At 51.9% G+C, this 19,377-nt stretch carries 20 protein-coding genes and 3 pseudogenes; 10 read left to right on the top strand and 13 right to left on the bottom strand.

Annotation, left to right across the window (positions count from 1 at the left end; genetic code table 11):
- The first annotated feature begins 96 nt into the window (after window positions 1-96).
- From HALTADL_RS07595 to HALTADL_RS07585, 3 genes are read left to right on the top strand one after another with little or no spacing between them, the layout of a single operon-like run.
- Window positions 97-465 carry a UPF0175 family protein gene (locus HALTADL_RS07595; protein ID WP_088901368.1) on the top strand — a complete coding sequence of 123 codons (369 nt, stop codon included), beginning with the start codon at window positions 97-99 and terminating at the stop codon, window positions 463-465.
- On the top strand, window positions 462-968 hold the full coding sequence (locus tag HALTADL_RS07590; RefSeq protein ID WP_088901369.1) for a twitching motility protein PilT: 507 nt from the start codon (window positions 462-464) through the stop codon (window positions 966-968). The genes HALTADL_RS07595 and HALTADL_RS07590 overlap by 4 nt, the downstream gene beginning before the upstream one ends.
- A 58-nt stretch (window positions 969-1,026) precedes the next feature.
- On the top strand, window positions 1,027-1,935 hold the full coding sequence (locus tag HALTADL_RS07585; protein WP_088901370.1) for a hypothetical protein: 909 nt from the start codon (window positions 1,027-1,029) through the stop codon (window positions 1,933-1,935).
- 15 nt (window positions 1,936-1,950) lie between these two features.
- Here the strand turns inward: HALTADL_RS07585 and HALTADL_RS07580 are convergent, their stop codons facing one another.
- Window positions 1,951-2,310: a hypothetical protein gene (locus HALTADL_RS07580; RefSeq protein ID WP_088901371.1), complete on the bottom strand. Its 360-nt coding sequence runs from the start codon at window positions 2,308-2,310 to the stop codon at window positions 1,951-1,953.
- 107 nt (window positions 2,311-2,417) lie between these two features.
- Between HALTADL_RS07580 and HALTADL_RS07575 the strand changes: the two genes are divergently transcribed.
- The 3 genes and pseudogenes from HALTADL_RS07575 to HALTADL_RS17300 all read left to right on the top strand — a co-directional run bounded on the left by HALTADL_RS07575 (window position 2,418) and on the right by HALTADL_RS17300 (window position 4,391).
- Window positions 2,418-3,383, top strand: coding sequence for a hypothetical protein (locus HALTADL_RS07575; RefSeq protein ID WP_088901372.1), 966 nt, complete (start codon window positions 2,418-2,420; stop codon window positions 3,381-3,383).
- Between the two features lie 2 nt (window positions 3,384-3,385).
- A pseudogene (locus tag HALTADL_RS07570) lies at window positions 3,386-3,886 on the top strand (IS1096 element passenger TnpR family protein); the annotation flags it as partial.
- 277 nt (window positions 3,887-4,163) lie between these two features.
- Window positions 4,164-4,391 carry a hypothetical protein gene (locus tag HALTADL_RS17300; RefSeq protein WP_143054188.1) on the top strand — a complete coding sequence of 76 codons (228 nt, stop codon included), beginning with the start codon at window positions 4,164-4,166 and terminating at the stop codon, window positions 4,389-4,391.
- 30 nt (window positions 4,392-4,421) lie between these two features.
- On the opposite strand, the gene HALTADL_RS17295 is transcribed toward HALTADL_RS17300, so the two are convergent.
- The 7 genes and pseudogenes from HALTADL_RS17295 to HALTADL_RS07540 form a co-directional block, all read right to left on the bottom strand.
- Window positions 4,422-4,577: a hypothetical protein gene (locus HALTADL_RS17295; protein ID WP_162551694.1), complete on the bottom strand. Its 156-nt coding sequence runs from the start codon at window positions 4,575-4,577 to the stop codon at window positions 4,422-4,424.
- Window positions 4,574-5,803, bottom strand: a complete 1,230-nt coding sequence (locus HALTADL_RS07565; RefSeq protein ID WP_089673663.1) for an FtsX-like permease family protein — start codon at window positions 5,801-5,803, stop codon at window positions 4,574-4,576. Before HALTADL_RS07565 ends, HALTADL_RS17295 begins: the two co-directional genes overlap by 4 nt.
- Window positions 5,804-5,807: 4 nt before the next feature.
- The gene (locus HALTADL_RS07560; RefSeq protein WP_089673664.1) at window positions 5,808-6,605 is read right to left on the bottom strand and encodes an ABC transporter ATP-binding protein; all 798 of its coding nucleotides are present in this window, start codon (window positions 6,603-6,605) and stop codon (window positions 5,808-5,810) included.
- Between the two features lie 122 nt (window positions 6,606-6,727).
- A complete protein-coding gene (gene uppS / locus HALTADL_RS07555; RefSeq protein ID WP_089673665.1) occupies window positions 6,728-7,699 on the bottom strand; it encodes a polyprenyl diphosphate synthase in 972 nt (323 codons plus the stop codon).
- Window positions 7,700-7,746: 47 nt separating this feature from the next.
- A pseudogene (locus HALTADL_RS07550) lies at window positions 7,747-8,295 on the bottom strand (hypothetical protein); the annotation flags it as partial.
- A gap of 478 nt (window positions 8,296-8,773) precedes the next feature.
- Entirely contained in the window at window positions 8,774-9,376 is a 603-nt protein-coding gene (locus HALTADL_RS07545; RefSeq protein ID WP_089673666.1) for an archaellin/type IV pilin N-terminal domain-containing protein, read from the bottom strand.
- A 4-nt stretch (window positions 9,377-9,380) separates the two neighbouring features.
- The gene (locus HALTADL_RS07540; protein WP_089673667.1) at window positions 9,381-9,959 is read right to left on the bottom strand and encodes an archaellin/type IV pilin N-terminal domain-containing protein; all 579 of its coding nucleotides are present in this window, start codon (window positions 9,957-9,959) and stop codon (window positions 9,381-9,383) included.
- 247 nt (window positions 9,960-10,206) lie between these two features.
- Here HALTADL_RS07540 and HALTADL_RS17290 point away from each other — a divergent pair, with 247 nt between their 5' ends.
- Window positions 10,207-10,359: a hypothetical protein gene (locus tag HALTADL_RS17290; protein ID WP_162551693.1), complete on the top strand. Its 153-nt coding sequence runs from the start codon at window positions 10,207-10,209 to the stop codon at window positions 10,357-10,359.
- A gap of 777 nt (window positions 10,360-11,136) precedes the next feature.
- On the opposite strand, the gene HALTADL_RS17715 is transcribed toward HALTADL_RS17290, so the two are convergent.
- The gene (locus HALTADL_RS17715) at window positions 11,137-11,373 is read right to left on the bottom strand and encodes a hypothetical protein (RefSeq protein ID WP_245708514.1); all 237 of its coding nucleotides are present in this window, start codon (window positions 11,371-11,373) and stop codon (window positions 11,137-11,139) included.
- A 988-nt stretch (window positions 11,374-12,361) separates the two neighbouring features.
- On the opposite strand from HALTADL_RS17715, the gene HALTADL_RS07525 reads away from it, so the two are divergent.
- Window positions 12,362-13,618: an orc1/cdc6 family replication initiation protein gene (locus HALTADL_RS07525; RefSeq protein WP_089673668.1), complete on the top strand. Its 1,257-nt coding sequence runs from the start codon at window positions 12,362-12,364 to the stop codon at window positions 13,616-13,618.
- 242 nt (window positions 13,619-13,860) lie between these two features.
- On the opposite strand, the gene HALTADL_RS07520 is transcribed toward HALTADL_RS07525, so the two are convergent.
- Entirely contained in the window at window positions 13,861-14,184 is a 324-nt protein-coding gene (locus HALTADL_RS07520) for a hypothetical protein (protein ID WP_089673669.1), read from the bottom strand.
- A 148-nt stretch (window positions 14,185-14,332) separates the two neighbouring features.
- Here HALTADL_RS07520 and HALTADL_RS07515 point away from each other — a divergent pair, with 148 nt between their 5' ends.
- Window positions 14,333-15,259: a MarR family transcriptional regulator gene (locus tag HALTADL_RS07515; protein ID WP_089673670.1), complete on the top strand. Its 927-nt coding sequence runs from the start codon at window positions 14,333-14,335 to the stop codon at window positions 15,257-15,259.
- Window positions 15,256-16,059 (top strand): DUF6036 family nucleotidyltransferase, encoded by an 804-nt coding sequence (locus tag HALTADL_RS07510; RefSeq protein ID WP_089673671.1) that lies wholly within the window; start codon window positions 15,256-15,258, stop codon window positions 16,057-16,059. The genes HALTADL_RS07515 and HALTADL_RS07510 overlap by 4 nt, the downstream gene beginning before the upstream one ends.
- A 21-nt stretch (window positions 16,060-16,080) precedes the next feature.
- On the opposite strand, the pseudogene HALTADL_RS18020 reads toward HALTADL_RS07510, so the two are convergent.
- The 3 genes and pseudogenes from HALTADL_RS18020 to HALTADL_RS07500 form a co-directional block, all read right to left on the bottom strand.
- Window positions 16,081-16,286, bottom strand: a pseudogene (locus tag HALTADL_RS18020) (hypothetical protein); the annotation flags it as partial.
- 75 nt (window positions 16,287-16,361) lie between these two features.
- Window positions 16,362-18,086, bottom strand: coding sequence for a M48 family metalloprotease (locus tag HALTADL_RS07505; protein WP_089673672.1), 1,725 nt, complete (start codon window positions 18,084-18,086; stop codon window positions 16,362-16,364).
- On the bottom strand, window positions 18,083-18,538 hold the full coding sequence (locus HALTADL_RS07500) for a hypothetical protein (protein WP_089673673.1): 456 nt from the start codon (window positions 18,536-18,538) through the stop codon (window positions 18,083-18,085). Before HALTADL_RS07500 ends, HALTADL_RS07505 begins: the two co-directional genes overlap by 4 nt.
- Window positions 18,539-19,377: the final 839 nt, after the last annotated feature.

Genomic DNA, 19,377 nt, shown 5'->3' with positions numbered 1-19,377 from the left:
ATCAGGGCAGACAGAAGTTGAGACCAGCCTTCTCAATGCATATGGGATTCCGACGTAGTTCATAAATAGTATGAATGCGTAGTTAGGGATAGAACAATGGCACGAATCACCGGCTCCTATCCAGACGACCTTGACCTTCTGATCGAAGGTGCTGTTGAGGCAGGGGTGTTTGGTGGCAAGAGCGATGCATTACGTGAGTTCGTCCGTAAATATTTCGAGGACCACGAAAACGAGCGTATTGCTGCTGCGGTCGCCCTCTACAAGCGCGAGCAGATCACGCTCGGTGATGCAGCAAGACTCGCTGATGTCGACCGCTGGACAATGCGTGATATCCTCCGTGAGCACGGCGTTGAACTCCGCCTCGGACTCGTTGATGAAGACGATGCAGCTTACGAGGTAGAGGCGGCGAGTGGACTCGAATTCAGTGATGAGGATTCAGGCGACGAGGAATCGCGTACGAAATGAGAGATGACGAGATACCAGCGAATCCAAGCGTCCTGAACACGACTGTCCTCTCGAATTTTGCGTATGTAGACCAGCTGTGGGTGGTTGCAGGACTCTCTGGAATCTGTGCGGTTCCAGTCGTTCGCAAGGAACTCAAACACGGCGTTGACGATCACCCGTATCTTCAGTCGGCACTCGATGTACTCGTCGACGAAATTCCAGTCGCGACGGTTTCGGACACTGTCGCAAACAGAGAAGCCATTGTTGGTGAGCATCTCGATCCCGGGGAAGCACAGGCGTTCGCCCTTGCCGACGCACACGACGGTCGACTACTGACAGACGACGGAGATGCCCGGTCGTTTGCGAAAGACCAAGGTGTGACCGTTATCGGGTCGGTCGGCGTTCTGTTGGCCGCAATCGATGCTGGAAAGATCGATGAAGCGACTGCTGACGAGTGGCTGTCGACGTGGATCGATGAGATCGGCTACTACGTCCCCTACCGAACCATCTCGGATTACCGATGAAGAATTGCTCGGAGTTCGAAACGATTGATTGGCGTGACTGTGAACACGTGTATAACCCATGACTGAGACCGACAGACGGCTGTCCGAGGAGAGCGAACAACGGTTTCTAGACCTGTACGCCCATCTGTTGGTGTATGTCAACGACCGATTCGAGGTCATCGGAGAAATCGAAACGGTCGCTGATCTTGAACAGCACTACACTGACGAGCTTCTCCCGCTCCGAAACACGCTGTACAACGAGTCGACGACAGACCTGATAGAGGACTTCGTTGAAGAGAACCCTCCCGACCTGTCGGAGGCTGATCTCGAACAGGTCACAGCGTGGACTGATTTTGTCGCCGGAGAGTTCGTCGTCGTCCGCTATCGAGAGGACGATGCGATCTTCCTCGATTGGACAGAACCACCGAAAGCATATGCAGTCCGCCCGGCTCGACTTCCGTTCGCCGAAGTGTGGGACGAGTCCGCACTTCCAGTCCCAGTTTCGAGTGTCGTCCTATTGCCGTTCGAGGACCAGATCGTCTACGACGGGTGGATCGGGGTCAAGAACATCATTTTCGGGGGGTCCCTCAGTACTGACATCGGTGACGAGTACGAAGAGGCCAAACATCGCTTCGGCATCATTGACTCGCTTCCAGTACCTGAGGAAGACGAAAAGACGGACGCCGAGGAATTGCGCTTCTACATGAAGAACAAGCGCAACCGAGAACGATACGCATCGGAGATCGAGCAGTTGCGGGAGAAAACCAACGAACTGGAGCGGATTTACCACCAGGAAATGGGGAAGGCCCGAGCCCGCAGCTTGGGTCGCGAACTGCGCGAGTTGGAACTTAACGAAGCCTATGTAGCGATCTACGATGATCGGATTATCACCAGTGCACCCTCCGAATCCGAGGTTCGCAAGCTACTCGAAGAGATTATGCCCGCTGGTAAAACTGACCACCCCTACATCTACCACTTCGATCCCTGAACGAGAGTCCACAGCCTATGACTGGAGTTGCGTGACAGTCGATGCGATTTCGCTTTTGGTCGGTTCGCTTGAGAACTCAAACACTCTGTCCCCGACACCGAAGGCGTATCTCCGGTAGGAGACGTCGACGTGAATCCAGCATTCGACATCGCTGTCTGTCGGGTCATACTCGGCTTTACCTGTATTCTCTCCGTGCTTCAGCACGTCGAGCAGGTACTCTTCGATACGTGGCGCATTTGCGATTCGTAAGAGATGATCGGCAGCGACGTTGTCCAACACGTCTGCTGGGGTCCCGTACCCTTCGCCAACGAGATAGAACTCGCCGTCGTATTCATGTGACTCGACCTGGACACGGATTGCGTACGTCTCAGCCATATCGGTAGTTCCGAAGTACCACGTATCAGACTGTCTGTTGAAGAGACGACCCGCTAGTGGCCGTGTCGTGAACAAGATTTAGTCGGAATGGCTCGCAACTACTGTATATGTCTTTCACTGCCAGCTGGCACACGCTTCTCGACGAACTTGACGACCTCCCCGAGAGTGCGACGCTCATCACGCCGCTCTCCCATCAGCGATTTCGTATTACTGACGTGCAGGACGCTCGCGTCATCATTCAGTTTGAAGACAGAGACGAGACGCGGCCGCTCCAGCGCGACCAGTTCGAAACGCTCTATCGACGAATCGAGGACGCTCCCGACGGGTTTGACCTTGACCGTCTCCCGCCGGATGCCGATCCGTACCCGACGGTGTGGAGTGTCCATCCACGATTCGAGGTCGATGAGGACGCTGGCATCATCACACAATCAGCGGTTGCGACGGCAACGCAGGTGATGGGTGTAGAGCAGGAACCAACGGACGATGAACGAACTGAGCCCGACGGACTTGATGTCTACTCGGACGCGCTCCTCCTCATCGACGCACTCGAACGCCACGATGTGACTACTCTCTCCGAACTGGAGACAGACGCGTTGGTGAATCTCTACACCCTGGTTTCGGATGTCCAGCGAGATGCTAACGAATTCCGCAAGGAGGTCGCGGATGTCCTCCTCGCCCGGCTCCATCACGACCGTCCGGTTTCTGGGCAGTATGGCTCTGTCCAACGGACGAGTCGCCGCAATCGCTCGCTCAAAGACGACGACGAGGTGCTGAAACACCTCGAGAACGCTGGCATCGACCGCGAACGTGTACTGAGTGTCGACCGCTCGAAAGTCGATGAAGCACTTGAGGTCACCACGCTCTCCGAATCCGATGTGTACGAGATCCAAGAAAGCGAGTACGTCCGCAAGGCAGAGGTCGATGAAGACGTGAAAGAGTCCCGGCTCCAGGGGTTGAAAGACCGCCTTGCTGCCAGCGAGGACGATGAGGCGAACCAGCTCCAAACGGAGATAGAGGAGCTCGAGCAGCGTATCGACGACCTCACCAGTTTCCGCACTGGAGCGGAGATATAAAAATGACTGCCTACCGCTTTCGCGTCAAATTCGACCCCGATCCGACGTCACTGTGGCGGGATATCGTCGTCGGCGCGGACAGGACGATCGCCGAGTTCCAGTCGGCGATCAACCCCGCATTCGGCCTTGATCAGAGCCACCTCTGGTTCGTCGGCGACGACGAGGACTACTGGGACAGCGCCATCAAATACCAGTGTCCGCAGGAATACGAGGAGTCGCTTGGTGGCGATCCGGTATTGCGTACGGAACGGATTGAGAACGCTGACGAGGTGACGATCGGCGAGATGACCCGACAGCTTGGACTCGAACAGTACGATCGCATCTGCTATCTCTACGACTACGGCGACGAATGGCGGTTCTACGCCATCTTGAAAGAGATTCTCAGCGATGAGACGAGCGACAAACTACCGGAGCTAGTGAGAGAGAAAGGCGAGTCTATCGGCGACCAGTACGACGCGCTGGGAACCACTGAAAGCGATTCGGCGCTCCCTGATCCACTCTATCTTTAATCAGCGAGAGAATCCCGCCGTTCACGGCGGGCGTGAATCGCGTCCGTTCCGTGACGCAACCGCCGCCAGTGGCACGGCCGGAACCCCCACCGAAACCGCTAAGTCGTCCGCAAACGTGTGTTTCGATAGGGTTACGCCACATCCCATTGCGAACGAGCGCGGGATGTGGGCCGCACTCCACCCATGTTTGCGGCGCGCGGGAAGCCCGGTTGATGGCCTTTGGCCGACAAGGTGTGAACCGTGCCGACACAGAACCGCGAGGTTCGACCGATTGGGTGAGAGCGGTCGGTTGAAAATCGACCGCGATGACACGCTTTCGGATGGGAGCGCCCGTGACAGCGCCACAAGACGCTCCCGGCCGAGGGTCGAAACCCGCCCCATCGACGCCGGGAGAGCCAGTCTTGAAACCGAACCGGACGACCGGGTTCCCCGCTGTGGAAGGGAAGCCCCGCCGTTTACGGCGGGCGAGGATGTCACTACTACTGAAACAACTTATTGATAAATAAGCACCCATCAGTGACTGGCTGTTTCAGGCAATAATATGTCTGAAGAATAGGGTTTCAACAGAGCCCGCCAGGACGATTCCGATAATCGCAAAGGTGGTTCGCAGCCGATTGCGCGTGAGCTGTGCGAGGACGATCCCTGCGGTCCCCCGGGCCCGTCGACCCCACCGAACTACGCTCACCGGCCTACCTCCCTCGCCCGCCCGACACGCGACAGCAACACGGCCAGATATGGCAACACAAGCAGACCAATCACACCAGAAATCACGAACCCGAAGCCGATCACGATGGGATCGGCTGATGCAACATCGCCACTCGTCAAGGTCTGCTGGGCGACGATATTCGTCACACGAATCCCGCCCGCCCCGAGAACGACACCGACGACACCACCAACCGCCGTAATCGTGAGAATCTCACTGGCCAACAGCCCGAATCGCGTCCGCCGAGAAATCCCAATTGCTGCAAGCGTTGCGATTTTCCCACGATCCGAAGCCACTGACAGTCCAGTTGTCGTCATCACAAACAGTGTCCCAATGACGATTGCGATGATAGCGGAAGTTACCGATAGTGCCAGTGGAAGCTCCTCTTCGAAGACAGCCTGTGCATTCAATCCTGCCCGCGTCGAGACAGTAGATCGTGGATAGATATTTGCCAACATCGGCTCAATATCCGGATCGGTCGAACTCACAACAATCTGTCCGGCTTCATCATTCACATTTCCTCCCGTGATCGCTTGTAGTTCGCTCAACTGCATCACAGCAATGGGAAACTGACTGCCCGACTGGGTGCCGGGGTCGACCGTGACGACCGAAAAGTTCCGCTCAGACCCGGCCTGTGGCCGTGTCACGTTCACTCGGTCGCCCTCGCTTGCCGATAATAACTCCGCGGCACCCGCCGATAGCACGACTTCACCAGTCCAGGTTCCATTCGCGTAGTAGGGATCTCCGGGGGTCAGCCCCGCTGTCATCGTGTCGGCGATTTCAGTGAACTCGGGGTGGCCGACGATCCCGACCGCAAGGACGTACTCGGCCCCCCCGGAGTCCGTTTCGAGACGGATCGGTTGTTGTAACACCGGCGATGCATACTTGATCGAGTCCATTGCAGTGAGATCGGCGGCCGTCGGATGGACTGAGCCGAACTGTGGGCTGTCGGCATCGACGAGTGCGGACGAACCGCCGTCGGTTTCGGGCGTGATCCAGTAGTCGACGTTCTCGCTGTAGACTGTCGACTGGGTTGCGATCCCGACACCGATCCCTGTGACGACGACCATCAGGCCGACCGCGAGAGCCACACCTCCGACACTCAGCCACGTCCGACCGGGAGCCGTTTGTGTCGCACGGACGTACGTGCGACGGAAACTGACACCGAGGAGTCCGACGACCCGTTGAAAGAGACTAGCCAGACCCATCTCGTTATCGCCCCTGATTCAGCTGTGCAGACTTCTTAGCTGGGCGATCGTCTTGCGGCCCATCGTCCTCAGAGAGTATCTCTATGTCTTCGATTCGACCATCACGCATCCGGACGAGTCGATCGGCGATCGCCAGCGTCGGCTCGTCGTGTGAGGCGATCACGACCGCAGCGTCGAGTTCGGTTGCGACCTCTCGAAACCGCGAAAGAACACGCTTGCCGGTCTGGGTATCGAGCTCGCCGGTCGGTTCGTCGGCGATCACGAGATCCGGCTCAGTCACCAACGCCCGCGCGATCGCAACGCGTTGTTGTTCGCCGCCGCTGAGCTGTGTCGGTCGGTGTGTCACCCGGTCGCCAAGCCCCATCGCTTCTAGGAGCTCTGTCGCCCGCTCGCGGCGTTCTGATTTCGGTCGACCAAGTTCGACAAGCGGGAGGGCGACGTTGGCGCGAGCCGACAGCGACTCAAGGAGATGAAAATGCTGAAAAACGATCCCGACGTGGTCGAGTCGGTGGCGGGTTCGGGCCCGGTCGGACAGCGAACTCAGGTCGGTCCCGTCGAACGAGACGGTTCCCGTGGTCGGCATATCGAGACCGGCCAACAGATGCAAGAGCGTCGATTTGCCACTCCCACTTGGACCTGCACAGCCGACGATCTCGCCGCGTTCGATCTGTAGATCGATATTCGAGAGGGCAGTGACAGTCGGCGTTTCAGTATTTCCCCTCCGAAACCAACGACTTCGACTACCACCACGTCCGTAGGACCGACTCAGATTCACACAGTCAATAAGTGGCAAGCGTGTCATGCGAATTCAATCAGTTATCTGTTATACAGAATGTCACAGATGAAAGTGTTTCGACACTGGAGTACTCCGCCGTGAACGGGGAGTCGACTGACGAGTCACCGTCACTCGACAGGGGATCGGTGTCAATCGGCGGGCTTTGTTTGTGTGTGCTCCGTCTCGGTGGGCTCTTCGGATGCGGCTGAGTGCTGAGTGGGGAGTTCGTCGGTGACTTCTTCGAGACCCCGACCCGGCAGTTGCTCGTGGAGTCGACGCCCGATCCCACGGGCCTCTGTGAGTTCGACTTCTCCGAGTGCTTGGATGAGCGTAACTGCGCGGTCGACCTTGGTCTGCTGCCAGGACTCCTCGCGGGCTTCGTAGGTCCGAATGCCACGGAGGAAATCGACTTTCGAAAACTCCGGCCAGTAAGGCGCACAGAAATAGACCGCGGCCTCGTTGCCGTTGGCGTGCCACGGCAGGAAGTTCGAGGTCCGCTCGTCGCCGCCGGTTCGGATAATGAGGTCGACATCCCGGATCGGCTGACGGTAGAGATGGGATTCGACTGTTTCGACGTCGATCTCTTCCAGGGCGAGCTCACCCGCGTCGACGGCGGCGGTCGCCTCGCGGGTCGCCCGGAGCAGTTCGTTGCGGCCGCCGTAGGCCAGCGCGACGTTGAGTCGGAAGCGGTCGTAGTCGGCCGTTTCGGCCTCCGCGTAGGTGATTGCCTCCTGAACGCGGTCGGGAAGCCTATCAATCTCGCCGATGGCCCGAATACGGACCTCAGTGTCGTGAACTCGTTTGCTGTCGGCGAGTTCGTACAGTTTCGATTCGATGATGTCGAACAGTGGTTCACGCTCTTCGGGCGGCCGATCGAAGTTCTCGGTCGAAAACGCATACAGTGTCAGCTCCGCGATATCGAGTTGCTCACACCAATTAAGCACCTGTTCGGAGGTACTGGCCCCCGCCCGGTGGCCCTCTGGCGTCTCGTCGCCTTGCTTGCGGGCATATCGCCGATTCCCATCTTGAATAATTCCGACGTGGGTCGGCCCCTCGCCGATCTCACGGCGGAGCACCTGCTCATATGCCCGCCGTAGTTGTCGACTCAGCCACGAATACATCTACTCGTGATTGTCTTCATATCGTATAATATACTTTCTCAATGAAATCAGTCGACTTCACTGGCGGAGCTAAAGCTGGTGAGGTCTTCAATGCGGGCTTCGAGCTCTTCGATTTCGTCTTGGAGTTCCTCTGTTTCTGGTTCGTCGACAGCGGCGAGTTGGTCTTTGAGACCCCGGAGGCGAGATTCTTTGCGCTCTTCGTCGACATCGGCTTTGCGGACGTACTGGCTTTCGTCGATCTCGTAGAGCTCAGACTCCGAGAGATCGGTGACTTCGAGTGCCTCGTCGACTTTGGCGGTGTCGAGAGTAGTGACACATTCGCGGTCAATACCTTGACCTTTGAGTAGTTTAATGACGGTTTCGTCATCTTTGAGGGTTCGATTGCGTCGACTGGTAGGCAGAACGGTGCCGTACTGGCCGTAGACGGGTTGGTTGTGGTGGAAGCGATCTAAGAGAAGCGAGCGGATCTGTTGGCGGAGACCATCGGCATTGCGCTGGATATCCGAGCAGAGCGTATAGAGATAGACGACCCCAGCGGTCTCCATTGTTTCGAGGTCGGGCGGCTCATAGCGTTCGAGGGTATTGATCAAAAAAAGGAATGGTTGGGCAGAGTACTGGAACCGGTTTTGAAACCACACGTTATTGAATACAATTATGTTCTCCGAGTTTGAAAGTTGAGATGCGCTTCGTCTTGGAGGGCCGAAGCGCAGCGGGGACCCGACTGACTACCATATCGTCGTGCCCCGTTCGTGGGACACTACTATGTTCATTCCCCTTTATTTCTCGTGTCCGACTACGCTCAGAATTCTTTCTCTGTGTATTGTGTGATCATCCCTGAATATTTATGATGGTTGGCGATGTCATCAGTCGACAATGAATGTCGACGCTGTGGGTCGACAGTAGAAGCAGAAACGAGTATGTATCGACACTGCGGGCAACGGTCTGTGGCTCATTATAGATTGAATTGATAACAGTAGTTCCATACTTATCAATCTCTCTCGTCGATGAGTTCTACAGTCGTCTATAATATTCTCTGAGCCGACTCAAAAAATAGCGAGAGTATGTTGAGAGGCTCTACAGGCTCACAGCGCTTTTGTCAACTAACGAGTCGGGGACTCGGAGTTCGGCAACTGTCGAAGCTCCAGCAGCAGTTGTGAGAGTTACCCGAACCGATTCGCCGCCTTGGAGAGCAGTGCCAATAATCTCTTGATCAGGGTACGTAGGAGCTCCACCGACAGTACTGATATTGAATTGGACCTCATACCGGTCTGATCGATCAGTGATCACGTTATCAGGGGTTTCAGATGTGATAGCCCCAATTACAGTTGCGTTACCACTGAGTACACCGGTTTTGACCGCCCCATCTGTGACGATCTGGTAGCTAGTCTCATTGAGTTGAATATCACCCGCGCCCGCAGATTTCGTTAGGGTGAGATTGAACTGGTCAATATCACCACTATCAGTTACATTTCCTGTTGCACTCTGGATATTGATTCGGTCACTGACCTGCTCGGTGGATTCTTCACCAGTTGCTTCAGCCTGCGTTTGGAGGAGTCCAGCAGTATTAATCAGGACGCCCGCTGCGATCGCGGCGACAAGGACCATCGCGATGAACACGATGAGCGTCCCGATACCGACCTGACCGCGATCCTCGTTATTGAATAGTTTACTGAACATTGTTCTATAGACTCACCGCCGAGCGGCTCACCAGCGAATCCGGAACTCGGAGTTCCGTCACCGTTGAGGCACCTGGGGCCGTTGTGAGGGTTACACTAACTGACTCTCCACCTACCAGACCCTGACCTGTGATGTTGGTACTACTTTGATTCAGATCGAACTTGATATTGTAGCGATCTGATCGCTCAGTGATGACGTTATCGTTGGTGGCTGAGGTGACATTTGCAATAGTCACTTCACTCGAATTTAGAATCCCCGTTTCAACTGCCCCATCTGTGACTATTTGGTAGCTTGTCTCATTAAGTTGAATATCGCCTGCACCGGGTGATTTCGTCACAGTGAGGTTGAAATAGTTGATTTCTGTAGGGGTAACAGAACTGTCAACATTTCCAGTTGCACTCTGAATCTGGAGTCGGTCAGCAACCTGCTCTGTAGATTCCTCACCAGTGGCTTCAGCCTGCGTTTGAAGGAGTCCAGCTGTATTAATCAGTACGCCTGCTGCAATCGCGGCTACGAGGACCATCGCGATGAACACGATCAGTGTTCCAATCCCGACTTGACCTCTGTCATTGTCTATATTCATTGTCTTGTGACTGTCTGTGAGTTCACACTCCAGACCTATGTTGTCGAACGTATAGTCACAAATTAAAACTGTCTCTCTAAATATCAGAACCAATAATAAGATAGTCTTTTAACCTGTTAGAACAAAAGCGTAATTGAGGCACCTGCCTCGACCGACTTGGCCTCGGTCTGTTGAACATTAGGGTGATCTCCCACCCTATCTTTGCGATCTTGCCTACCCTTACTCGAGTAAACTTGAGTATCAAAGGATGGACCACGAACGTGTTGCCACTGTCGACATCTCTAAACTTGATGAGGAACTCGAAGTCACCGACCTTTCTAAGTCAGACCTCTACGAAAACGAGATGCGAGTGCTGGTAAGATTTCTACAGGCGGAGCAGGCCGAGTGCCTCGGGGCTTGACCCCGAGGCGGTTCACGAGATCGAAAAAGCCCGGAAGTGGTGAAAGGGTGACGAGACGACGGGATACCCCCAGAAGTGGTCGATCCATTAGGGCTAGAGGATCAACCAGTTGCTACTATTCGTGTTTCTAACTAAAATCTATTGACTGAATGCACCGGCTACAAAACGGATTCCAAAAGTCGTACTCGTAAGCTCAGTCGGAGCTCTCTGTCTCTGTAGTCCCTGATTTTCGGCTATAGAGAGTAGCCATAATCGCTGCCACAGTAACAACCACGAGGAGTTTCTTTCGTCCCATATCTCGATATTCATCCGAATCCACTAATCTCTACTGTTAGACAGAGATGGATTCACACACAGTGAGACTCTGTTGATCCACAGATTCAGGCAACTTCCCAATTCGGACCGCAGTCTCCGAAGTTGTGGCAACTTCAGCGGTCGCTATCTCGTCTCTATCTGCATATGCCCCCCACAAGAACGCCCACTACCTCGATAACCGACGATGCCTTCCAAACAATGCCTCTATATGATCTTCTGGAGCGATCGGATACAACCCACTCATATACAATACACCTCTTCTAACTCTGGGAGATCGTAGTGTATAATGTAGTGACACATCACACGACTCCCTACGTCACGGGCGAACTCTGCGTCGATGATTGCGGTATCCGGATCTGGATCGCCGAACAGTTCTTCGCGATGACTCTGGGGGCTCCACCATGGCTCTAAGTGGCCTTCCCAGCGCCGTCGACCCTCCGATTCGGTCGGCTCGATGATGTCTCATGCCGCTAGCTCGTTGATATGGCGGTCGTAACTGCTCCCAGAGATCCCAGCGGCCTCAATAATGTCGGAGCGCCCCATCGGCTCGTCTGCATCCAGCATTGTTTTCAGCAGTTTCATCGCTGTCGGCGGCAGCTCAGGTAACAATCGCTCTGCTGGCAGTTGCGACAACCCGTAGGCGATATCTCGAATACTGATGAAATCGAAGCTCTGAGTCGAGCGAGCGATATACAACATTACTTCGGTAACGTCCGATGGATACGCTCGGTGGGCCGATCAGCAGTCCCTAACCGGAGGAAGAGCCGAACCAAACGCTCTAGGTACACGATAGAACGCTCTTCGCAATAAGAACCGGTGCAGAGTCACTCCTCTCAGAACGGACTGTCCGCCTAGGTCTCAATAAGTTACAACAAGTAGACGCCGTCAAATCGAGAATATCGCTGCAAGACGCCGGAAAACACCTCTATACACTTACTGTGGAGTCAACCTCTGAGAGTAGTGAATGATAGCTACTAATGACCTTACATTTGTCTACTTCACGTCAATCGGTACAAAGAGAACAGCGGACATGGTGGTGTACCAAGCGTTTTATATCAATTTAACAACGGACATAGTGGTGTAAAACTGTGTATATCAGTTATTATTGAGACATATCACACACCACTATGTCCGCAGTAATTCAGATGAGAAGCCTGCCGATTCAAAGAACGGCGGACATAGTGGTGTATTGTTCATCGAAAGAAACGGTAGTGTGATTTAGAGAATACCGAGCTCGGCACTCTTTGTGGCACATTAGTCGATCTACCTGAATTCAAACGTTCTGATGAAGGGTCAAACACTCTCCCCCCACTTTGTCCGCTGTTCCGTATGAAATACCCTATAATAGAGAGGAACAACGATGAGTAGACAGCACCTCTGTATGCCGCTATCGCAAATAGAGATACCTAAGACGGTCTCTTCCCGTGAATGTGGTAGTATCCACACACATTCACGTTAGTTAGATCTACTGCGGACTAGTACAGACAAATATAATATAAATCTTTCTTTATGAAGAAGACCATTTGAGCTGTAGAGCCTGTCCACCCTTTCGATGGTTAAAGAACAGCGGACAAAGTGGTGGGGGTGTGACCGTGCTTTATTTAAATACTCTCAGAACAGCGGAAACTCCGGACGCAGTGGTTTTATAAAGAATGCGTGTCTACTGCTGCACAATCAGACTACGTCCATGGGAATCTTCGAACGAGATACAGACATCTACCGTGACCGAGACGCCCTTCGCGAAGATTATCAGCCGGAAGAACTCGTCGGTCGAGACGAGGAACTCCGAGCTTATCAGACTGCACTTCAACCCGTGATCAACGCCGAACAACCGAACAATATCTTCCTCTACGGTAAAACAGGGGTCGGGAAGACTGCCGCAACACGGTATCTCTTGTCTCACCTCAAAGAGGACGTTAAACAGTACGAAGACATTGATTTCAATCTCGTTTTCCTGAACTGCGACGGATTGATTTCCTCGTACCAAATCGCGACACGGCTCGTCAACGAACTTCGTGACGATTCGAATCAGATCAGTACCACCGGATATCCACGCTCGAGCGTCTACGAGATGTTGTGGGAGGAACTTGACGAGCTCGGTGGCACCGTTCTTGTCGTACTTGATGAAGTCGACCATGTCCAGGACGATTCGATCCTGTATCAGCTCCCACGCGCTCGGGCAAATGGGAATCTCTCGTCGACAAAGATAGGAATCATTGGGATTTCCAATGATTTCTCCTTCCGTGACGATCTTTCGCCGAAAGTTAAAAGTTCCCTTTGCGAACAGGAGATTCATTTCCCCGCCTACGACGCAGATGACCTACAGAAGATACTCACCCAGCGAGCTACGGTTGCCTTCTACGATGATGTCCTCGACGATGCTGTCATCCCACTCTGTGCAGCATACGGTGCGAAAGATGCCGGAGACGCCAGACAGTCAATCGATCTGCTCATGAAGACCGGTGACATTGCTCGCGATGATAACAGCGAAATCGTTACTGAGGAGCACGTGGAACGAGGTCGGCGTAATCTCGAACGCGGTCGTATCGAGGAGGGGATTAATGGTCTCACCCAGCATGGCCACCTCGTGTTGTATGCATTGTTGACGCTCGATCTCGAACAGGAGACACCGGTTCGTTCGCGGGACATCCGGCCACGGTACTCTTTATTTGCGGAACGGGCGGGACGTGATCCACTCGTACCACGCCGAATGCGTGATCACCTATCGGAGCTTGCGATGCTTGGACTGATCTCGGTCACCGAACGAAACGAAGGGCGCCGTGGAGGAACGTACCGTGAATACGACATGGACATGAGTCCAGAACTGATTCTCAGCGCGTTAGATGACGTTCTCAATGATGTTGGTGTTCACGAATCGGTGAAGCAGCACCTCATTTCGGATACTGAATCCGAAGAAACGACCGCGTTAACCGATTTCTCTTAGGCAAAACAGGCTACGTCGTTATTACCTGCTACCCCTCCGTGTCCGCTGTTCTAATTCCTGCTTCGCGCACCATTTTACCACACTCGAACACCACTCTGTCCGGAGTAAATCTCGGACTGAAGCTCTCTACTCCGTATTCTAGTAGGGTAAGTTAATCGACATTTGAGCACACCACACTGTCTGCTGTTCTGGTATTCACTTTGCACATGGTGTGTTCTCCCGGGATGCCGATAGTTCTCAATCTACTCGTCGGGATTGACTGGTGATTTATATTTTGACTTGACCTTCTCTCCCTCTCTCCACTGCCAGTAGTAGTAGCGATTGTCGTTGATCTCCTTGATGGTAATCGTGGCTTTTGTCGGAACATCATCTGGGAGGTCGTCCAGCCGTTCCTCGATCTCGTCGTCATCCGACTCCTCCTTGAGGCGGGCCTTGCGAGCTTTGTGTTCGGCTAGTGCCTCGGCGTAGCGGGCAACGTCTTGGAGTTGGTCTGGAGAGAACCTGTTGAGTGTGTCGACAGTTTCTGTCGGAAGCTCTGCTGGTGGCGTCGGTGGCTCGTAGGACATCAGCGGTCGCCTCGTGTTAACCAACAGTATGGCCGACTGCATAGTTTTGTTGGTTAAGCAATCTCTCACAGAACTTGATCCGACTTGGCTACAAATCGTAACACTACTCGAAACTTCTTTATAAATATGTTTCTTATTATGTTACACTGTGCTCCGGCGTATCGAACTTGAAGTCCTCGCCATCGTCGAACGCGGCGACACAATCTCCGAGCTTGCAACGAAGCTCGACCACAGCGAGAGCTATCTCTCTCGTGCCGTGACGGACCTCGTCGAAAAAGGGTTGCTCTACACGGAACGGGACGGCCGTCGGAAGCGAGTCGTTCCCTCGGATGCCCGGGCTGTAGAAATCTACCAGGATCTCGTCCGGCAGCACTCCCACATCGACTTCTCGGAACTGTTGACGGGGAAGACCTTCGAGGTCCTCTATTATCTCGATCAGCCGCGAACCGTCACGGACCTCGCTGCACGGACTGATAACTACCGTAACACCGTTAATCGGGTACTCAAACGGCTCCGTAACCGCGGCCTCGTCGGGACGACCGACAGTCTGTACCAGTTCAACGGTGACTTCGACCGACTCCACGAGTTCGCACGTGAACTCGCACACCGTCTCCATCGTCGACGGCTTGAATCCGTCGCCCCGAACGGGACCATTCTTTGGGAAGACCACAGCGAATTTCTCGCACAGACCCAAACAGAGGTCGACGCAGAGGGATTCCACGAAACTGGACTCGCTCGATTCGCGGCCTTCGATCTTCAGTTTCTGTTAACCAGTCACCGCTACTACGTCTATTCTGAGGATCACAGCTCAGTCTCGCCAGCAGAGTTATGTTGTCACACGTTGCTGATTGACGACGATACTCGCCATCGCTCGTACTGTCTCCTGTTGTTCAGTCATGTCGACGTCGACGGGAGCGACCTTCGTGAGCGAGCGGCGAAATACGGGCTCGTCGACGAAATCGACGCCTTGGTCCGCTACCTCGATACGCATGGTGAAGTCGACGACGACCGCTTCCCGGAGTGGGACGAGTTCCAGGAGCTGGCGGCTGATTACGAGGTTGACCTACCACAATGAGACCAACATTCGGACGAGAATATATCGAGAACGAGTTCCAGCGAATCACAGAAGAGCTGTCTAACCCGCTTACAGTCTACTTAATTGGTGGGGGCGCGATGTCGCTGCGCGATCTCAAGGGGGCGACGAAGGATATCGACCTAGTCGTCGCTGACGGCGATACGTACGGCCAGCTGTGGGCTGTTCTGATGGATCTCGGGTATGCGGAGGTGCAACCGCTGGATGCTGATTATCGGGCCCTAGGTGCGACCAGCTGCGTTGAGAACGACGATAGATGCCGCCTCGACATCTTCAACCAGCAGGTAGCGAATAAGCTCGTGCTCACCGACGGTATGCAGGAGCGTAGCGAGCCGTTCCTCAACACGGACCGATTGACGGTTCGGCTGGTCAGCAACGAGGATATCTTCCTGTTCAAACTGATCGCAGGCCGCGACGACGACATTGAGGATATGAATATGCTTGTACAGGCTGGCCTCGACTATGACGTCGTCCGGGATGAACTCGAAGCCCAGATCGAACGCCTAGACGACGATCAGTTCGCCACGTTCGCGAACGAAGCCTTGGTCGAACTTGAGGAGCGGTACGGGGTGACCACGCCAATTGAGGCCCGCGTTCAGGAGCTCACGAATAGGTATTACCGGGGGCTTGAAGTTCTACAGGCACTCGACGAACCGATGACCGTCGACGAACTGGTCGTTGAACTGGAGCTGGATACGAATGAGGTTCACGATCGGATCGCGTATCTTGCAAAATTTGACCGGGTACGCCGAGATGGTGACACAGTCAGTCTGGTTGAGTAATTTTGTTTTCGACTCTTGTGTTGAGGGAAGTCGACCATCCGGCCGGAGAATGTATTCCTGCTTGATCTCATGGTCGACGCGGCGCAGGTGCTTGTAGTCACTCTCTGGTGCTCGCTGTTGTCAATCGGAACAGGTACAGGATTCGCCGATGATGTCGACTTCGTACACCTACAAGTCGACGATTGGACCTCCACTAGTTTATATTTTGACAATACGCGAACTTCCAATATATGCTATACATCATTATAACAATGATCGACCGAACCAAGCGTTAGATAGTCGAACTCCTGTTGGAGAGGTGCTCAAATAGACAGTGCCTCTAATCGCATGATTCGATCCTTTGTTGGTGGTGAATATATTGATAGCACAGGGGGCGAACAGAATAATTCAAGATAACCCCACCACCCTTGGTCGATTTCAGCTTTTATTTTTGACTTATCGTTGGTTTGCTTCAATGACTCTGCCTTTCGAAGTGCATCTATGACCGTCTCAGCACTGACCTGCTGGGCAGCAAACTCATCTGCACGGTACTCATCGTTATAGATTTTCTCAAGATTTGTGAATAAAAAGAACAACAGGGTTCCAATTATTGGGGTCTCAATTCGAGTCTGGTACCTGATTGAGTCGTGGTTGACGTGGTACAATTCGTGATAACAGATTGCTTTCATTTCGTCATCGGACAGTTTATTACAGAGTTGTTGGTCTACTATAATCACTGGTTTGCCCGAATTCGGTAACACAAACGCTAATTTTCCTTTTTTAATAATATCTTTGACTACTACGGGAATGCTCTCAATTTCAAACTGATGATTACCCACGTCAATATCATTGATTGCTGTACGATCGCTGCGATGTCGATACCACACGGCAATGCCTGCTGGGAGAATTATACCTAATGGCCAGAAAATCAATATTCCACTGGTCACTGCACCGATTGGAATGAATGGATACCCAAACAGCTGTGAAAGTAAAATCCCAAGCGAAGTCATGATATATACGCATAATATCAGTGACATACCGATTCGTAAATATTTTTTATCGGTAATATTTGGTGGGTGAGTGTACATCCCGAACGGGTCGCTCGGCGAATCAAGATTTTGTTTGAGGTGGGTCAAAACATATAATATCAGCAAATTTGTTATAATGAGTCCTACTAGCGGAGTTTGAGATATTGCTGCGAGTAACTCACTCACAAACCGCAAACTTGCTATCAAATTTCTGGTAAATTCAGCTATTATTTTGCCTTGGTCTGTATTGAGGCCTATCAGCGAGACCTGGACTATCTTGGCCACCAACTCATTGGTTAACTGTATAGTTCTCACCCAGACATCAATAACATCGATTATCATCCTTTCCCACTGTGAATAGATTAGAAGATTCAGTGTTGTGATTCCATACGGGAATAATGCGAATACTGATAAAAATACGGTTTTGTCCGTTGCTGGGTCATGGGCGTTTTTTTGAAGTAAAATAATGGCTCCGATTCCGAGAAAGTAAACAGGGCTAAGAATGTGTATGCTATTAAATATTTCACTATGCAATAATATCCCTGCGGAAATATAATTCAGATAGACCAGTTTTGAGAATGTAACCTTGTTCAGAAATGCAACTGGTTGCATATCCGGTAATTTATTATCTGGATAATTCGCAGTTCGGAACCCGTTGGGCTGCCTATTAATTATCATTTCTGGTACAAACGCAACTATTATTGCTGAAACCGGTAGTACTGTAGCGAACAACTCTCCAAAGAGATCGGCTAGACTTGTTTCAAATCCAGTCAACAAGAGGATTGCTGCATAACTCACTAACAACACTGAACTAAGCGTGTAGAGTGGATGTGCTACGTATATTTCTATAATTTCGTTAGTGTCAGTATCAAGTATGTATGCTTTTCCTCCATAGTAACTGTAGTCTTTGGTGAAGATCTCTAAGGCACCTTGTGTTTGTAACTGTTCACACTCGTATTCTAGAGCCGGTTTGGGCCCGAGTCCTTCTTGGGTCTCGTAGTGTGCTTGGTAAATTTTCACACAAACTCTGGAACCCGTAGGTAATCGTATGATTGGTCCTTGTTTCCGCCTATGAGTATCTCTTCCATACGTTCTAATGTCCAAAATAATACTGCAGAGATTGGATACTCTCCATCTGACATTCCAATAAAGTATACATCATCTCCTTCCTCATTATTCTCTTCCTTATCTTCCGCATTCTCTATGTTGAGCAAATTCCGAACCCTTTCTGGGATTACGACACTTGTCTCTGTTTCATTTATTTTGGTAAAATCTTTGACTATTGTAGTATTCTCCTCCATGTCTTCCGTTGATATCACAACATCCTTATTGTCTTCATTGAGGTTCCAACGTGCTTGCAGTGCCTCTCCCTTTTGATCAGCACTCAGACGGTCTGCAACCTTGTTTGGTAGAGTCACCTTGTATTGACTACGAACTGTATTCTGCTGTATGAAGTCTATCTGTGGTGGCATAGGTTCATTCTATATAGTATAGATATAACGTTTTTGATTAATGGGTATCAACATAAAAACAAAATATTTAACATTAAATTAAGTATATTCTAATAATATTCTAATAATCAAAAAATCTGCATAATTTATCCAAATATGCAGGAACGTAACAAAAATCAGAAATGAATTATATAAAATTATGGTTTGTGCTTATGATATTATAAATATATGTGGTGTTGCCATCAGAAATAATATTCAAATATCAATAACATCACCACATATCTTATATCAAAATTTTAACTACATATAATACAACAAAATCACGACACAGGGGTATGCACTTCGAGAAAATCACGGAATGCATAGAGGGGTTCAAAATATAATGAGAGTCGACATACCCACTCTCCGAATCGCTGTAGGGTCGAACCTACGCGCCTACGTCTCGGCCTTCGTCCAGCTCGTCAGGAGTATAAAAAGTATATATAATACGAAACACCTTACCCTGGACATCACACCTATAACTTAGGGATTTATGAAATGTAGAAAGATAGAACACAATGCGGTGTTCCAGCACCGCAGATTATGTTCGGTTCTATCTCTCTGTATGTGGCGGCGATGGCCGTAACCATCGCAAGTGTAGTCCTAATGCTACACCTGACACCTAACGAATGGAACTACCTGAAAATAAAATTTTGGGTCTTCTCGTTCGAGGCCGACAAGTCGACTGACGAGTGATCGTTGGCTTGGCTGTCGTACAATACTCGCTATTTTTTGGTAGTCGTCTGATCTGGGTCGACAGGGTTTGGACTCACTAACCAACATTACTACCTGAAAACACCTCTTTTTCGTTAGTAAACTCA

The organism is Halohasta litchfieldiae, assembly GCF_002788215.1.
GTDB lineage: Archaea > Halobacteriota > Halobacteria > Halobacteriales > Haloferacaceae > Halohasta > Halohasta litchfieldiae.
Note: the sequence above shows the minus strand (reverse complement) of the source record. Positions and strands in the feature narration are given on the sequence as shown.

What these genes read in the sequence shown, in the direction of transcription:
- HALTADL_RS07545 (WP_089673666.1), bottom strand. Translation starts at nt 9,376, where the DNA reads ATGTTCAGTAAACTATTCAATAACGAGGATCGCGGTCAGGTCGGTATC.
- uppS (WP_089673665.1), bottom strand. Translation starts at nt 7,699, where the DNA reads ATGTATTCGTGGCTGAGTCGACAACTACGGCGGGCATATGAGCAGGTG.
- HALTADL_RS07560 (WP_089673664.1), bottom strand. Translation starts at nt 6,605, where the DNA reads ATGACACGCTTGCCACTTATTGACTGTGTGAATCTGAGTCGGTCCTAC.
- HALTADL_RS07565 (WP_089673663.1), bottom strand. Translation starts at nt 5,803, where the DNA reads ATGGGTCTGGCTAGTCTCTTTCAACGGGTCGTCGGACTCCTCGGTGTC.
- HALTADL_RS07510 (WP_089673671.1), top strand. Translation starts at nt 15,256, where the DNA reads ATGAGACCAACATTCGGACGAGAATATATCGAGAACGAGTTCCAGCGA.
- HALTADL_RS07595 (WP_088901368.1), top strand. Translation starts at nt 97, where the DNA reads ATGGCACGAATCACCGGCTCCTATCCAGACGACCTTGACCTTCTGATC.
- HALTADL_RS07575 (WP_088901372.1), top strand. Translation starts at nt 2,418, where the DNA reads ATGTCTTTCACTGCCAGCTGGCACACGCTTCTCGACGAACTTGACGAC.
- HALTADL_RS17290 (WP_162551693.1), top strand. Translation starts at nt 10,207, where the DNA reads ATGGACCACGAACGTGTTGCCACTGTCGACATCTCTAAACTTGATGAG.
- HALTADL_RS07525 (WP_089673668.1), top strand. Translation starts at nt 12,362, where the DNA reads ATGGGAATCTTCGAACGAGATACAGACATCTACCGTGACCGAGACGCC.
- HALTADL_RS07500 (WP_089673673.1), bottom strand. Translation starts at nt 18,538, where the DNA reads ATGCCACCACAGATAGACTTCATACAGCAGAATACAGTTCGTAGTCAA.
- HALTADL_RS17715 (WP_245708514.1), bottom strand. Translation starts at nt 11,373, where the DNA reads ATGTTGTATATCGCTCGCTCGACTCAGAGCTTCGATTTCATCAGTATT.
- HALTADL_RS07590 (WP_088901369.1), top strand. Translation starts at nt 462, where the DNA reads ATGAGAGATGACGAGATACCAGCGAATCCAAGCGTCCTGAACACGACT.
- HALTADL_RS07585 (WP_088901370.1), top strand. Translation starts at nt 1,027, where the DNA reads ATGACTGAGACCGACAGACGGCTGTCCGAGGAGAGCGAACAACGGTTT.
- HALTADL_RS07520 (WP_089673669.1), bottom strand. Translation starts at nt 14,184, where the DNA reads ATGTCCTACGAGCCACCGACGCCACCAGCAGAGCTTCCGACAGAAACT.
- HALTADL_RS07580 (WP_088901371.1), bottom strand. Translation starts at nt 2,310, where the DNA reads ATGGCTGAGACGTACGCAATCCGTGTCCAGGTCGAGTCACATGAATAC.
- HALTADL_RS07540 (WP_089673667.1), bottom strand. Translation starts at nt 9,959, where the DNA reads ATGAATATAGACAATGACAGAGGTCAAGTCGGGATTGGAACACTGATC.